Here is a 14,175-nt window from a genome sequence, read left to right on the forward strand (position 1 = left end):
CAGCGGGCAGGTTAACCGTCTGTTTTGTGCCTGCAACACCTGTGCTTGCAGAGGGCGGGGCCGGTACGGCCCGAGGCCGCTGCTGCTGCGGCAGCGATGGCGAACTCCGTGCCTCTCGGCTGCAGTGGGATGGCTCAACGGGCAGGACCTCAGGGCGGGGCGATGAGCCCTTGCACCCGGCGCGCGAGCGCATCCAGCGTGAAGGGTTTTGTGAGCACCTGCATGCCCCGCTCCAGGTGGCCGTTGCCCACGGCCGCGTTCTCGGCATACCCGGTGATGAACAGGATTTTCAGGTCCGGCCGGTAGACCCGGCCACTGTCGGCCATCTGCCGCCCGTTCATTCCACCGGGCAGGCCCACGTCGGTGATCAGCAGGTCGAGGTGGGTGCTCGATTGCAGCACCAGCAGCCCCGATGCCCCGTCCTGCGCTTCGATGGTGTCGTAGCCCATCTCCTGCAGCACCTCCACCACCAGCGACCGCACGCTCGGCTCGTCGTCCACCACCAGCACGGTGCCCGAGCCCTGGCCTCCCGCGATCGACGGCACCGAGGGCAGGTCGATGTCCTGGGCTGGCGCCTCGTGCCGCGGCAGGTAGATGCACATGGTCGTGCCCATGCCGGGCTCGGAGTAGGCGCGCACCTGGCCGCCGGACTGCCGCGCGAATCCATAGACCATCGACAGCCCCAGGCCCGTGCCCATGCCGATCGGCTTGGTGGTGAAGAAGGGCTCGAACACGCGGTGGATGATCTCGGGCGCCATGCCGGTGCCGGTGTCGGTCACGCAGAGCGACACGTACTGGCCCGGGGGCAGGTCGCGGTCCAGGGAGGCACGCTCGTCCATCCACTTGTTGGCGGTCTCGATGGTGAGCCGGCCGCCGCCCGGCATGGCGTCGCGCGAGTTGATGCACAGGTTGAGCAGGGCGCTTTCCAGCTGGTGGGGGTCCACGTGCGTGGTCCACAGGCCGACGGCGCCCACCACTTCCAACTCGTTTTCAGGCCCGATGGTGCGCCGGATCAGCTCTTCCATGCCCTTCACGAGCCGGTTCACGTCCGTGGGCTTGGGGTCCAGTGTCTGCCGGCGCGAGAAGGCCAGCATGCGGTGGGTGAGCGAGGCCGCCCGCTTGGCGGCGCCCTGGCCGACGCTCACATAACGCTCCAGGTCGTCGTAGCGGCCCTGGCCCACGCGGCGGTGCAGCAGTTCCAGGCTGCCCGTGATCGTGGCCAGCAGGTTGTTGAAATCGTGCGCGAGCCCGCCCGTGAGCTGCCCCACGGCCTCCATCTTCTGCGACTGGCGCAGCGCCTCCTGCGCGGCTTCGCGCTCGCGCGATTCGGTGGTGAGGCGCGCGAGCGCGTTCTCGACCTCCTGGGTGCGTTCGACCACGCGCGCTTCCAGGTGGCTGTTCAGCGCGCGAAGCTCCTGTTCGGCCACGACCTTTTCCGTCACGTCGTAGCCCTCGGCGAACACGCCGGTGACCTCGCCCTGGCCGTCGGTGGTGGGTTGGTAGATGAAATCCAGGTAGCGCTCGGCCAGCGGCATGCCGGGCTTTTGCTGGATGAGGACCTTGAGGCCCTGGGCCAGGTACGGCTGCCCGGTGCGGTAGACCTCGTCCAGCAGTTCGTACAGCCCCTGGCCTTCCAGCTCGGGCAGGCCTTCGCGCACCGGCTTGCCTTCCACGCTGCGGTGCCCGATCAACTGCACATAGGAATCGTTGACGAACTCGAACACATGCTCCGGGCCGCGCAGCACGCACATGAAGCCGGGCGCCTTCTGGAACAGGCTGCGCAGGCGATCGCGTTCCGCCGTGCTTTCTTCCAGCACCCCGGCGCTGGCCAGCCGCGAGGCGATCTGGCCGGCCAGCAACTGCACGAACGCCATGGCCTCGCCGTCGTGCATGGGCCGGTGCGGATTGGCCCCGCAGACCATGAACCCCGCCGACCGCGCGCCGCCCTGCGCCGGCAGCGCGACGACGAACGCGGCCCGCGCCGGCGTATCCCAGTCGCCGGTGGGCACGTCGTGCGCCGCATCCAGCGGCACGGCGAAGGCCGCGTCGCCGGTTTGCAGGCGGTGGACCTGCCAGGGCTCCCGGGAGTTCATATCCAGCACGGTGGGCGCCAGCCGATGGCCCTGTTCGATGCCTGCGTTGCAGCTCAGGCGAGCCACGCCCGAGGGTTCGTACAGGTAGACGAGTGAAAACGGCAGGTCCCGCTGTGCCTGGCCCATCCGCTCGCAGGCGGTGTCGAGCACGGCCCGGCGGCTGTTGACCGCCGACAGCGCCGCGCCCAGTTCGCGCAGCAGGCGCAGGCGCCGCTCGTTGAGCACGCGGCCCGTGTCTTCCGATACCGCACAGAACAGGCCGAAGACCTGGCCGTCGTCGCCGTGCAAGGGACTGTACGAAAACGTGTGGTACGTCTCCTCCAGGTAGCCCGCGCGGTCCAGCAGCAGCATGAGCGAGTCGTCCCAGGTGGACTCGGCCCGCTCGTACACGGCGTGCATGCGGCCCTTCACCTGGTCCCAGATCTCCGCCCACACCTCGGCGGTCGGGCGCGCGAGCGCTCGCGGGTGCTTGGCCCCCAGCGTGGGGCGATAGGCGTCGTTGTAGAAGAAAGCGATGTCCGGACCCCAGCCCAGCCACATCTCGAAGCGCGAAGTGAGCAGGATGCGCAGCGCCACTTTCAGCGGCTCGGGCCAGAACGCCGGCGATCCGAGCGGGGTGGCCTCCCAGTCGTGGGCGCGCATGAGCTGCGCCATCTCGCTGTCCCCGACGAAGATGTGCGCGAAGCGGTCGCTGTCGGCGGTGGTGGCGGTGGCAGGGGAGGGGGTCATGCAAAAAGTCAGCGTGAATCGGCCAGTCGGTTGATGGTGGCCATCAGGGCATGGGGCTGCAAGGGCTTGCCCAGGTGCGCGTCGAATCCCGCTTCCAGAGCCCGCTGCGCGTCCTGCGCGCGGGAGAAGGCGGTCAGCGCGATGGCGATCGGCTGGACCTTGCCGCTGGGCAGGGGCAGCGAGCGCAGGCTACGGACCAGGTCGTAGCCGTCGCGCCCGGGCAAGCCGATGTCGCAGACCAGCACGTCGGGCCAGCGTTCGGCCAGGGCCTGCATGGCCGCGTCGTAGTCGCCGGCTTCGCGCAGGCGCGCGCCGCCATCGGTGAGCACCACGGTGAGCATTTCGCGCGCATCGGGGTGGTCTTCCACGATGAGGATGTCCAGGCCCGCCAGGGGCCGGTCGTTCATCGGCGGATCGGCCGGGGCATCGTCGCCCCGGGGCGCGGCGCGTGCCGTGTCACCCCCTTTGTGGTCCACCGGCAGCATCACCTGCATGGTGGTGCCCTGGTCGAGCCCGGCGCTCACGGCAGTGGCGCGGCCGCCGTGCAGTTCGGCCAGCTGCTTGACGATCGACAGCCCCAGGCCCAGGCCGCCGTGGCGGCGGTTGTCGGGCGAGTCGCTCTGCGTGAACCGGTCGAACAGGTGGTCGATGAATTCGCTGGCGATGCCGCGCCCGTAGTCCCGCACGGACAGGGTGAGCTGGCCCTTCTCGCGCCGTAGCGACACGTCGATGCGCGCGCCGTCGTTGGAGAACTTGATGGCATTGGTCAGCAGGTTCCAGAAGATCTGCTGAAAGCGTGTCGGGTCCAGCCAGGCGGGGGCATTGGCGTCCTGCACGGCCAGCACCACGTCCAGGCGCTTTTCGGCGATCGAGGCCTGCAGCGCGTCGATGGAGGAGCGCACCGATTCGACGGGGTCGATCCATTCCCGCTCCAGGTGCAGCTTGCCGCTGTTGATGCGCGACACGTCGAGGATGTCCGAGATGATGCGCGCCTGCGCCTTCACGTTGCGGTGGATGGAGTCCAGGCCCTTGAGCAGTTCGGGCGTGCCGCCGCGGCGCTTGAGGATGTGCACCCATCCGGCGATGGCGTTCAGCGGCGTGCGCAGTTCGTGCGAGAGCACTGCAATGAAATCGTCCTTGGTGCGGCTCAGCCGCTCGGCGGTGGCGCGGGCCGCCTGCTCGCGCTCCAGCACGTCCTGGCGGCGGGAGTCGAGTTCCATGCGCTCGGAGATGTCGGCCGCGATCGCCATGCGCAGGCCGGGCTCCACGTGGGCCGAGATGCTCCACTCCAGGTACACCCATGCGCCGTCGGGGCGCTGCAGCGGAAACTCGCCCTGCCAGGGCTGGCCCCGCTCTCCCCCCACGGTTTTTTCGGTGATGAAGTCCAGCCAGCCGGGCGGCGCGAAGTCGCTGATGGGGTGGCCCAGCAGCTCCTCGCGCGAGCGGTCCAGCAGCCGCATCATGGCGGGGTTGACGTCGGTGAAACGGCCGTCGGGCTGGATCAGGCCGATGCCCGCCAGCGCCTGGCTGTAGATGGCGCGAAAGCGGCGGTCGCTGCGGCGCAGGCCGTCTTCGGCCATGCGCGCACGGATCAGCGCCTGCAGCGTGCCCACCAGCAGCGCCGGCTCCACCGGATGCGTGAGATAGGCATCGGCCCCCGCGTTCAAGCCGGTCACCCGGTCTTCGCTGTGCACGTGGGCGGCGGACAGGTGCGTGACCGGCAGCAGCACCGTGGCTTCCTGCTGGCGGATGATCCGGCAGACCTCGAAGCCGTCGATGTCGGGCAGGTGCACGTCCAGCACCACCGCCGACACGCCGGTGGCCGCCAGGCGGATGGCCTCGGTGCCGTTGTCGGCCTCCACGGTCTGAAAACCGGCAGCACGGATGACCCGGACGGTGGAGTAGCGCGTGACCGGGTTGTCGTCCACCACCAGCACCGTGTGCGCGGCGCGGTCGATGGTCGTGTGGATGGCGCTGACGTCCTGCATGCCGTTACCCATGGGGACCGCCCTCGGTGGTTGCGGGAGCCCCCGTGGCCGCGGCTTCGTTGCCCGGCAGCCGCAGCGGCAGCGTCAGCGAGAACACCGAGCCGCTGCCCAGCGCGCTCTCCAGCGTGACCGTGCCGCCCAGCAACTCGGCCAACTGGCGGCTCACGGCCAGCCCGAGGCCAGTGCCGCGCAGGCGTTTTTGCAGCGACGAGCCGATCTGCGTGTAGTCGTCGAACACGCTCGAATGGAATTCGGGCGCGATGCCGATGCCCGTGTCCGTCACCGAAAAGCGCACGCGGTCGCCTTCCACGGCGTGGGCCGATACCCGCACTTCGCCCCGGGGCGTGAACTTGAGCGCATTGGAGATGAAGTTGCGCAGGATCTGCGACAGCTTGCGGTCGTCCGTGTACAGCGGCGCGATGCCCTGAGGCTCGTCGAAGAACAGGTTGACGTCCGGGTTGGTCAGCACCGGCCGGAACATCCCGCGCAGGGCCTGGAACAGGTCCAGCATGTCGAACCAGGCGGGCGAGATTTCCACGCGGCCGGCCTCGATCTTGGCCAGGTCGAGCAGGTCGTCCACCATGTCGGCGAACTCGCTCGCGGTGCTCTGGATGAACCCCACCTGGCGGGCCTGCTCGGTGTTGAGCGGCCCGTCCACGTGGTCGGCCAGCAGCCGGGCGATGCTGCGGATGGAGTTGATGGGTGTGCGGAACTCGTGGCTCATGTAGGCCAGGAAACGGCTCTTCATCTCCGTGGCCTTTTGCAGCTGCTCGGCCTGCGCGTCCAGTTCGGAGTACAGCGCGACCACGCCGCGGTTGGTTTCCTCCAGCTCGGCGCTCAGCTCCTGGACTTCCCGCTGGCTTTCGGCCAGGGCGGCGCGCAGCGCCTCGATGGATTCCTGGGGCGCAGCAGTGGGGGCCGGCGTCGGTGCCGGCGTGGCGGGTGCCTGGAAAGTGCGGTCGGAAATGAGGTCGGAGGTGCCGTCCATGGTGTCTTTCGTGCTTCGGGTCACTCGATGCACTGCACCACCACCACGGTCGCGTCGTCGCGCGCCCGGTGGTGATCGCGCAGCAGCACGGCGGCCACCAGGGTGGGATCGCTGCCCAGCAGGTGCTGGATGCTGGCGGGATGCCAGCGGGTTTCGATGCCGTCGCTGTGCACCACCAGCAGCGCATAGGGCGGCAGCTCGGTGGTGGTCTCCTGCGGCCGGCGCATGGTCAGGCCCACCGTGCCGTGCTGCGTGACGACCGAACGGTCCGACAGGCCCGTGACCACGCGGGCCACCACGTTGCCCACGCCCGAGCTGCGCACGGTGGCCGCCGTGGCATCCAGCCGCAAGCTGCACACGGCGGCGCCCCGCGTGGACTGCAGCTCGGCATGCATGCTTTCGATCTGCTCGCGCAGGTCGCCGAACGGGGCTTGCAGGAACAGGTCCACCGCCGCGTCGGACGCCTTGGCTGCCTCGCTGCCATGGCCCAGGCCATCGGCCACGAGCAGCGCGGCCCGGGGGCCGTCCAGGGCCGCGGCCCAGGCATCGCCGCACACGATCTCGCCCGCCAGCGGCAACCGGATGGCCCCCACCCGCAGGGTCTGGGGCATGGCGGCTGGCGCATCGCCCGCCTCCCGGTGCTGGCGCACGCGGGCCACGCACACCGTGCCCTGCGGCACGGAGGAGTGGATATCGAAATCGTCCGCCAGCCGCCGGACCGCACCCAGCCCGGCGCCCTGCGTGCCACCGGTGGAGTAGCCGTCGCGCATGGACAGCGGCAGATCCGCTATGCCGGGCCCGTGGTCGATGGCGATCACCTCCACCAGGTCGAGCGCCGGCACGGCCGCGATCAGCAAGCGCCCCTCGTGGGCGTGCAGGTGCAGGTTGTTGGCCAGCTCGGTCACCACGATGGACAGGCGCCCGCTGTCGGTGTCGCCCCATTCCATCTCGGCACTCGCGTGGGCGGCGAAGCGCCGTGCTTCGCCCACGCAGCTGGTGTCACCCATTGCGAAGGCCGTGTGCGTCCATCCCATCAGCAACTGGGGGGCGTTGCCCGTGGGGGCGGCTACTTCCATTTGGTGATGCTCACGCGGGTGCCTTCGCCAGGGGCCGTGTGAATGTCGAACTCGTTGACCAGGCGCCGGCTGCCCGGTAGCCCCAGGCCCATGCCGCCGCCCGAGGTCCAGCCATCGGTCAGGGCGAGCTTCAGGTCGGAGATGCCCGGCCCCTCGTCTTCGAAATGCAGCTGCAGGCCATGGCGGCCCTGCCGCTCCAGGGTTTCCCAGCGCATGCGGCCACCGCCACCGTGCACCAGGGTGTTGCGCGACAGCTCGCTGGCCGCCGTGATGAGCTTCGTCTGGTCCACCAGCGAGAACTTCAGCTGCGTGCACAGGACGCGGACCGTCTGCCGGCAGGCGACGATGTGCTGCTCCGACGCGATCGGCAACGTGCCGGCGGGATCAGCGGACAAGGGGTGGCTCCTGGCGGATGCGCTCCAGCAATTGCATTCCGCGCTCCACGTTGAGTGCGGTGCGCACGCCTTCCAGGGACAGCCCCAGTTCCACCAGGGTGATGGCCACGGCGGGCTGCATGCCCACCACCACCGTGTGGGCCGAGAGAATGCGCGCGATGCCGGAGATGCTGCTCAGCATGCGCCCGACGAACGAGTCCACGATTTCCAGGCCCGAGATGTCGATCATGACGCCGGTGGCGCCCGTCTTGGCGATGCGGTCGGCCAGGTCGTCCTGCAGCTGCATGGCGGTGCGGTCCTGCATGTCCACCTGGATGGTGACCAGCAGGGTTTCGCCCATGCGAAGAATGGGAATGCGGTCCATGGGGTGCTCCGGATCAGGCGGCGCGCGTGATGCGCCAGCCGGTCTTCTGCAGCGCCAGCGACAGCGCGTCCGCCAGGTTGGCGCGCGTGTAGATGCCCTGCAGGTCGATGCCCAGGTGCACGATGGTCTGCGCGATCTGCGGGCGGATGCCGCTGATGATGCAGTCCGCGCCCATGAGCCGGATGGCCGCCACGGTCTTGAGCAGATGCTGCGCGACCAGCGTGTCCACGGTGGGCACCCCGGTGATGTCGATGATGGCGAGTTCCGACTCGGTCTCCAGGATGCGCTGCAGCAGCGTTTCCATCACCACCTGGGTGCGGTTGCTGTCCAGCACGCCGATCATGGGAACGGCCAGCACGCCGTCCCAGAGCTTCACCACGGGGGTGGACAGCTCCAGCAGCTCTTCCTGCTGGCGGCGGATGATGTCCTCGCGCGCCTGCTGGAACGTGTTGGCCGTGCGCTGGGCCAACTGGTCGACCAGCGCCGTGGCGGACCACAGCGCCGGGACCAGGTCGGCATGGACGGGCACCGTTTGCTGCAGCAGCGTGAAGAGGGGTTTTTTCATGGCCTGGACGAACACGCTGGTGTCGCCAGCCGTCTGGCCGCGCGAGGCCCGCGAGCGCGAGAGCGCTTCGAGCGCCTCGTTCATGCCTTGCCAGGCCGGGCCATTGGGGCCTTGCGCGTCGCCGCCGGCCTGCAGCGCGCTGCGCAGCAGCTGCAGCAGTTCTCGCGCTTGCGCCGCCGTGGCGCGTTGGTGGGTGGGATCTTGGGCGCCTGCCTCGGCCAACCACTCGTCCAGGATGGCGGCTTCGTGGGTTTCCAGAAGGGAAAGAAGGGCCGGGTGTTGCTGCTTCATGGCAGGGCGCTTTTCTAGATAAAAACAAATTCTAACGGGCGGGGCCCCCGTGCCACGCCGGCTTGCCCTGCGCGGGCACCGGGCTTGTACCTACTTTCCGCGGCAAGCGCGCCCGGGACGCACAGCGCTGGGGCAGTCGGTGGGATGGCGATGCGCGGGGTGCACCAGGCCGGACCTTCGGTGCGGGCCTGCGCCGGTCGCCGCAGCGGTGGCGCCGGTGGCCGCCTGCCGCCGGCGATGGGGCCTTTGGGATCGAAACAGGGCCGTTGCCGGGATATTTCATGCCTTCTGCGCTATGAAAATAATAGCGTCTGCCGGAATGCCGTCGGATCGGCTCGCCTGGGCGCCGGCCGGGCCCCGATCTTGCAAGCCCACCCGTCAACCGGACCGGCGCGAGACATCGCCCGCCTCCGGGGCTCCCGCCCGGTGGGAATGTGCGTGCCCAAATCAGGGCTTGTGCGTAGTAACCCTGTATAGACAGGCCTGTCGCACCGCCATCATTCCGGGCGCCGGAGCAATGCGGCGCGTGCTTTCCAGGTGCGCGACTCGATCTTTTCTTGTGAGGAGCAGATGATGGGCCGATCGGTTTTGAAAAGGGTGTCGCTGGCGGTGGCGGGCGTTTGTGTGGCGGGGCTGTCCCTGCAGGCCCAGGCGCAGAACGTGAAGATTGCGCTGGGCATGTCGGGCTGGACGGGCTTCGCGCCGCTCACGCTGGCCGACAAGGCGGGCATTTTCAAGAAGAACGGCCTGGATGTGGAACTCAAGATGATTCCGCAGAAAGACCGCCACCTGGCCCTGGCCTCCGAGGCGATCCAGTGTGCGGCCACGACGGTGGAAACGCACGTGGCCTGGAACGCCAACGGCGTGCCCATCGTGCAGATCTTCCAGATGGACAAATCCTACGGCGCCGACGGCTTGGCCGTGCGCAACGACGTGAAGGGCTTCGCCGACCTGAAGGGCAAGACCATCGGCGTGAGCGCGCCGGGCACCGCGCCGTACTTCGGCCTGGCCTGGATGCTGAACAAGAACGGCATGACGCTCAAGGACGTGAAGACCGTCTCGCTCGAACCCCAGCCCGCTGCGCAGGCCTTCGTGTCCGGCCAGAACGATGCCGCCATGACCTACGAGCCCTACCTGTCCACCGTGCGCGCCAACCCGCAGGCCGGCAAGATCCTGGCCACCACCATCGACTACCCCATGGTGATGGACACCGTGGGCTGCGCGCCCACCTGGCTCAAGGCCAACGCCAAGGCGGCGCAGGCCCTTGCCAACTCGTATTTCGAGGCGCTGGAGATGATCAAGGCGGACCCGGCCAAGGCCAACGAGATCATGGGCTCGGCCGTCAAGCAAAGCGGCGAGCAGTTCGCCAAGTCTTCGGCCTACCTGCGCTGGCAGGACAAGGCGGCCAACCAGAAGTTCTTCGCCGGCGAGCTGATGCAGTTCATGAAGGAGTCGGTGCCCATCCTGCTGGAGGCCGGCGTGATCCGCAAGGCGCCTGAAAAACTCGAAGCCACCTTCGACGCCAGCTTCATCCAGTGATGGCACGGGAGCCTGCCACCATGCCCGCGACGACTGCCGCCCGCCACACTGCCGCAGGGCCCTCCGCCAGCGCCCCCGCCGCGCTGCGGGCGGGGCCTGCCCCCGTTCCCGTTCGCCGCCGCGCCATGGCGCCGCTCGAGCCCGTCAGCCCGCGCGCCCGCTGGGTGCTGGGCCTGGCGTTCTTCGTGGTGTTCATCGCCGTGTGGTCGTTCTTCACGCTGGGCGGCTTCGTGTCGCCCACGTTCCTGGCCAGTCCGGCCACCATGCTCAAGGAAGGCGGCCTGCTGTTCACCGAGTACGGCTTTCACAAGGACATCGGCATGACGGTATGGCGCGTGCTCGGCGGCTTCGTGCTGGCGGCCGTGGTCGCGGTGCCGCTGGGCATCGCCATGGGCGCCTGGAAGCCGGTGGAGGCGTTCTTCGAGCCCTTCGTGTCGTTCTGCCGCTACCTGCCGGCCTCGGCCTTCATTCCGCTGCTCATCCTGTGGGCGGGCATCGGCGAGGCGCAGAAGCTGCTCGTCATCTTCATCGGCTCGGTGTTCCAGATCACGCTGATGGTGGCCGTGACCGTGGGCGGCGCGCGGCGCGACCTGGTCGAGGCGGCCTACACGCTGGGCGCGGGCAACACGGGCATCGTGCGCCGCGTGCTCATCCCCGGCGCGGCGCCCGGCATTGCCGAAACGCTGCGCCTGGTGCTGGGCTGGGCCTGGACCTACGTGATCGTGGCCGAGCTGATCGGCTCGTCGTCAGGCATCGGCCACATGATCACCGACAGCCAGGCGCTGCTGAACACGGGGCAGATCATCTTCGGCATCATCGTGATCGGCGTCATCGGGCTGGTGTCCGACTTCGCCTTCAAGGCGGCCAACCGCCGCCTCTTCGCCTGGAGCACGCTATGACCGCACCGATGCTTTCCGTTCGCGGCGTGTCACGCACCTTCGCCGGCGCGCGCGGCCAGGCCACCCAGGCGCTGCTGCCGGTGGATTTCGAGGTGCGCGAGAACGACTTCGTCACCATCCTCGGACCGTCCGGCTGCGGCAAGTCCACGCTGCTGCGCATCGTGGCGGGGCTGGACTTTCCCACCGCGGGCGAGGTGCTGCTGGACGGCCAGCGCATCGACGGCCCCGGCGCCGACCGCGGCATGGTGTTCCAGAGCTACACGCTGTTTCCGTGGCTGACCATCGAGCAGAACATCCGCTTCGGCCTGCGCGAGCGCGGCATGCCCGAGGCGCAGCAGAAGGAGCGGGCGGCGTACTTCATCGCCAAGGTCGGCCTGCGCGGCTTCGAGCAGCACTACCCCAAACAGCTGTCGGGCGGCATGCAGCAACGCACGGCCATTGCCCGGGCCCTCGCCAACGACCCCAAGATCCTGCTGATGGACGAACCCTTCGGCGCGCTCGACAACCAGACCCGCGTGCTCATGCAGGAGCTGCTGCTGGGCATCTGGGAGGCCGAGCGCAAGACGGTGATGTTCGTCACCCACGACATCGACGAGGCGATCTTCATGGCCAACCGCGTGGCGGTGTTCAGCGCCCGGCCGGGCCGCATCAAGACCGAGCTGGCGGTGGACCTGCCGCACCCGCGGCACTACCGCGTGAAGACCTCGCCCGAGTTCATGGACCTGAAGGCGCGGCTGACCGAGGAGATCCGCGCCGAGTCCATGGCGGCGGACCTGCATTGAGCCGCTCCAAGAAACCCGCCGACATGAACGCCGCCGCCCTCCGCGCCAACGCCGAAGCCGAATCCGCTGCCGCGGCGCCGGTGGAGCCTGCGCTGGCGCTGTACCAGCAGGTCAAGGAGTTCATCGCCCGCAAGATCCAGGACGGCTCCTGGCGCGCGGGCGACCGGCTGCCGTCCGAGAGCGAGCTGGTGCTCCAGTTCGGCATGTCGCGCATGACCGTCAACCGCGCGCTGCGCGAGCTGTCCGAGCAGGGCCGCATCGTGCGCGTGGCCGGGGTGGGCAGCTTCGTGGCGGAGGACAAGCCGCAGTCCACGCTGCTGCAGATCGCCAACCTGGCCAGCGAGATCCGCCAGCGCGGGCACGACTACCGCTGCGACGTGCTCACGGTGGAGCGCGTGTCGGCCTCGATGGAGGTGGCCGCGGCGCTGGACCTGCGCACGGGCGAGTCGGTGTTCCATGCCGTGTGCGTGCACCGCGAGGACGGCGTGGCCGTGCAGCTGGAAGACCGCTACGTGAACCCGCGCGTGGTGCCCACCTTCGCGCAGCAGGACTTCACGCAGCTGCAGCCCTCGGAATTCCTGGTGCGCAACGTGCCGTTCGACCAGGTGGAGCACGTGGTCGATGCCGTGCTGCCCACGCCGGAGCAGGCGCAGCTGCTGGGCATGGAGCCCGCCCAGCCGTGCCTGCTGCTCACCCGCCGCACCTGGAGCCGCGGCGTGCCGGTGACCCTGGTGCGCTGCCTGCATCCCGCCTCGCGCTACCGCCTGGGCAGCCGCTTCCGCGCCGACGGCAATCCCGTGTTCGGATAGCGGGCCGCCGCTTTCATTTGCTTCCTTTTCGCTCGAACCTACTTGTATATACAGGATGAACTTGATGACTGATTCCTCCCCTGAAACCCTGGTGCTGCACCCCGGCCGCGTCACGCTGGGCGAACTGCGGCGCTTGAGCGCGGGCGGCGTGCGCCTGTCGCTGGACCAGGCCGCGCAGGCCGGCATGCAGGCCTCGCTGGCCACGGTGCAGCGCATCGTCGAAGAAGACCAGGTGGTCTATGGCATCAACACCGGCTTCGGCAAGCTCGCCAGCACGAAGATCGCCCACGGCCGGCTGGCCGAACTGCAGCGCAACCTGGTGCTGTCGCACAGCGTGGGCACCGGCGATCCGCTGCCCGACGCGGTGGTGCGCATGGTGCTGGCCACCAAGGCGGTGAGCCTGGCGCGGGGCCACTCCGGCGTGCGGCCCGCCATCGTCGATGCGCTGCTCGCCCTGGCCAATGCCGACGTGCTGCCCGTGATCCCGGCGAAGGGCTCGGTCGGCGCCTCGGGCGACCTGGCACCGCTGGCCCACCTGGCCTGCGTGCTGATCGGCGAGGGCCAGGCCAGGGTGCAGGGCCGCACGGTGCCGGGCCGCGAGGCCATGGCGGCCATCGGCTGCGAGCCGTTCGTGCTCGGCCCCAAGGAAGGGCTGGCGCTGCTGAACGGCACGCAGGTGTCCACGGCCCTCGCGCTGGCCGGGCTGTTCGGCGCCGAGAGCGTGTTCGCGGCCGGGCTGGTGTCGGGCGCGCTGTCGCTCGAAGCCATCAAGGGCTCGGTCAAGCCGTTCGATGCGCGCATCCACGAAGCGCGCGGCCAGCCGGGGCAGATCGCCGTGGCGGCCGCGGTGCGCGCGCTGCTGGAGGGCAGCGAGATCGATCCGTCGCACCCGCACTGCGGTCGCGTGCAGGACCCGTATTCGATCCGCTGCGTGCCGCAGGTGATGGGCGCGTGCCTCGATAACCTGCAGCATGCCGCGCGCGTGCTGCAGATCGAGGCCAATGCCGCCTCGGACAACCCGCTGGTGTTCTCCGAAACGGGCGACGTGATTTCGGGCGGCAACTTCCACGCCGAGCCGGTGGCCTTCGCCGCCGACATCATCGCGCTGGCGGTGGCCGAGATCGGCGCCATCTCCGAGCGGCGCCTGGCGCTGCTGCTGGACACCGGCCTGTCGGGCCTGCCGGCCTTCCTCATCCGCGACAGCGGCGTGAACTCGGGCTTCATGATCGCGCAGGTCACGGCCGCGGCGCTGGCGTCCGAGAACAAGTCGCTGGCCCACCCGGGCAGCGTGGACAGCCTGCCCACCTCGGCCAACCAGGAAGACCATGTGTCCATGGCCACCTACGCCGCGCGGCGCCTGACCGACATGGTGCGCAACACGGCGGTGGTGGTCGGCATCGAGGCCATGGCCGCCACCCAGGGCATCGACTTCGACCGCGTGCCCGCACCGGGCGCCACCGCCACCCCGTGGCTGAAAAGCTCGCCGCTCATCGAAGCGCAGATCGCCGCCATCCGCGCGCGTGTCGCCTTCCTGGAGCAGGACCGCTTTCTCGCCACCGACATCGAGGCCATGCGCGGCTGGGCCCAGGAATCCGCCTGGCCCGCGCCCGTGACCGCCCACCTGCCCAGCTTCGTTTCCCAGATTTCGTGAAGGAGC

The 14,175-nt window shown here is 69.3% G+C and carries 12 protein-coding genes; 5 read left to right on the plus strand and 7 right to left on the minus strand.

Annotated elements, in window-relative coordinates:
* Window positions 1–149: 149 nt before the first annotated feature.
* Genes AVAK2825_RS19130 through AVAK2825_RS19160 form a run of 7 tightly spaced genes read right to left on the minus strand, consistent with a single transcriptional unit; the run spans window position 150 to window position 8,489 of the window.
* Entirely contained in the window at window positions 150–2,822 is a 2,673-nt protein-coding gene (locus AVAK2825_RS19130; protein ID WP_284401815.1) for an ATP-binding protein, read from the minus strand.
* An 8-nt stretch (window positions 2,823–2,830) separates the two neighbouring features.
* Window positions 2,831–4,810, minus strand: a complete 1,980-nt coding sequence (locus tag AVAK2825_RS19135; RefSeq protein WP_284401817.1) for a hybrid sensor histidine kinase/response regulator — start codon at window positions 4,808–4,810, stop codon at window positions 2,831–2,833.
* 4 nt (window positions 4,811–4,814) lie between these two features.
* Window positions 4,815–5,798: an ATP-binding protein gene (locus AVAK2825_RS19140; RefSeq protein ID WP_284401819.1), complete on the minus strand. Its 984-nt coding sequence runs from the start codon at window positions 5,796–5,798 to the stop codon at window positions 4,815–4,817.
* 20 nt (window positions 5,799–5,818) lie between these two features.
* Window positions 5,819–6,874 (minus strand): ATP-binding SpoIIE family protein phosphatase, encoded by a 1,056-nt coding sequence (locus AVAK2825_RS19145; protein WP_284401821.1) that lies wholly within the window; start codon window positions 6,872–6,874, stop codon window positions 5,819–5,821.
* A complete protein-coding gene (locus AVAK2825_RS19150) occupies window positions 6,865–7,269 on the minus strand; it encodes an anti-sigma regulatory factor (RefSeq protein WP_272563946.1) in 405 nt (134 codons plus the stop codon). Before AVAK2825_RS19150 ends, AVAK2825_RS19145 begins: the two co-directional genes overlap by 10 nt.
* Window positions 7,259–7,633 carry an STAS domain-containing protein gene (locus AVAK2825_RS19155; protein WP_284401825.1) on the minus strand — a complete coding sequence of 125 codons (375 nt, stop codon included), beginning with the start codon at window positions 7,631–7,633 and terminating at the stop codon, window positions 7,259–7,261. Before AVAK2825_RS19155 ends, AVAK2825_RS19150 begins: the two co-directional genes overlap by 11 nt.
* Before the next feature lie 13 nt (window positions 7,634–7,646).
* The gene (locus AVAK2825_RS19160) at window positions 7,647–8,489 is read right to left on the minus strand and encodes an STAS domain-containing protein (protein WP_284401827.1); all 843 of its coding nucleotides are present in this window, start codon (window positions 8,487–8,489) and stop codon (window positions 7,647–7,649) included.
* A gap of 573 nt (window positions 8,490–9,062) precedes the next feature.
* On the opposite strand from AVAK2825_RS19160, the gene AVAK2825_RS19165 reads away from it, so the two are divergent.
* From AVAK2825_RS19165 to hutH, 5 genes are all read left to right on the plus strand, one after another.
* Window positions 9,063–10,028, plus strand: a complete 966-nt coding sequence (locus AVAK2825_RS19165) for an ABC transporter substrate-binding protein (protein ID WP_284401829.1) — start codon at window positions 9,063–9,065, stop codon at window positions 10,026–10,028.
* A 20-nt stretch (window positions 10,029–10,048) separates the two neighbouring features.
* Window positions 10,049–10,927, plus strand: a complete 879-nt coding sequence (locus AVAK2825_RS19170; protein WP_502870567.1) for an ABC transporter permease — start codon at window positions 10,049–10,051, stop codon at window positions 10,925–10,927.
* Window positions 10,924–11,709 carry an ABC transporter ATP-binding protein gene (locus AVAK2825_RS19175; protein WP_272563942.1) on the plus strand — a complete coding sequence of 262 codons (786 nt, stop codon included), beginning with the start codon at window positions 10,924–10,926 and terminating at the stop codon, window positions 11,707–11,709. The genes AVAK2825_RS19170 and AVAK2825_RS19175 overlap by 4 nt, the downstream gene beginning before the upstream one ends.
* A 23-nt stretch (window positions 11,710–11,732) precedes the next feature.
* Entirely contained in the window at window positions 11,733–12,518 is a 786-nt protein-coding gene (gene hutC, locus AVAK2825_RS19180; RefSeq protein ID WP_284401831.1) for a histidine utilization transcriptional repressor HutC, read from the plus strand.
* Between the two features lie 64 nt (window positions 12,519–12,582).
* Entirely contained in the window at window positions 12,583–14,169 is a 1,587-nt protein-coding gene (gene hutH, locus AVAK2825_RS19185) for a histidine ammonia-lyase (protein ID WP_284401833.1), read from the plus strand.
* Window positions 14,170–14,175 lie beyond the last annotated feature (6 nt).

The sequence above is a fragment of the Acidovorax sp. SUPP2825 genome (assembly GCF_030158995.1).
Taxonomy (GTDB): Bacteria; Pseudomonadota; Gammaproteobacteria; order Burkholderiales; family Burkholderiaceae_C; genus Paracidovorax.

Excerpts from the sequence above, each read along its gene's own strand:
- hutH (WP_284401833.1), top strand. The coding sequence starts at position 12,583 with ATGACTGATTCCTCCCCTGAAACCCTGGTGCTGCACCCCGGCCGCGTC.
- AVAK2825_RS19165 (WP_284401829.1), top strand. The coding sequence starts at position 9,063 with ATGGGCCGATCGGTTTTGAAAAGGGTGTCGCTGGCGGTGGCGGGCGTT.
- AVAK2825_RS19175 (WP_272563942.1), top strand. The coding sequence starts at position 10,924 with ATGACCGCACCGATGCTTTCCGTTCGCGGCGTGTCACGCACCTTCGCC.
- hutC (WP_284401831.1), top strand. The coding sequence starts at position 11,733 with ATGAACGCCGCCGCCCTCCGCGCCAACGCCGAAGCCGAATCCGCTGCC.
- AVAK2825_RS19170 (WP_502870567.1), top strand. The coding sequence starts at position 10,049 with ATGCCCGCGACGACTGCCGCCCGCCACACTGCCGCAGGGCCCTCCGCC.
- AVAK2825_RS19140 (WP_284401819.1), bottom strand. The coding sequence starts at position 5,798 with ATGGACGGCACCTCCGACCTCATTTCCGACCGCACTTTCCAGGCACCC.
- AVAK2825_RS19155 (WP_284401825.1), bottom strand. The coding sequence starts at position 7,633 with ATGGACCGCATTCCCATTCTTCGCATGGGCGAAACCCTGCTGGTCACC.
- AVAK2825_RS19160 (WP_284401827.1), bottom strand. The coding sequence starts at position 8,489 with ATGAAGCAGCAACACCCGGCCCTTCTTTCCCTTCTGGAAACCCACGAA.
- AVAK2825_RS19145 (WP_284401821.1), bottom strand. The coding sequence starts at position 6,874 with ATGGAAGTAGCCGCCCCCACGGGCAACGCCCCCCAGTTGCTGATGGGA.
- AVAK2825_RS19135 (WP_284401817.1), bottom strand. The coding sequence starts at position 4,810 with ATGCAGGACGTCAGCGCCATCCACACGACCATCGACCGCGCCGCGCAC.
- AVAK2825_RS19130 (WP_284401815.1), bottom strand. The coding sequence starts at position 2,822 with ATGACCCCCTCCCCTGCCACCGCCACCACCGCCGACAGCGACCGCTTC.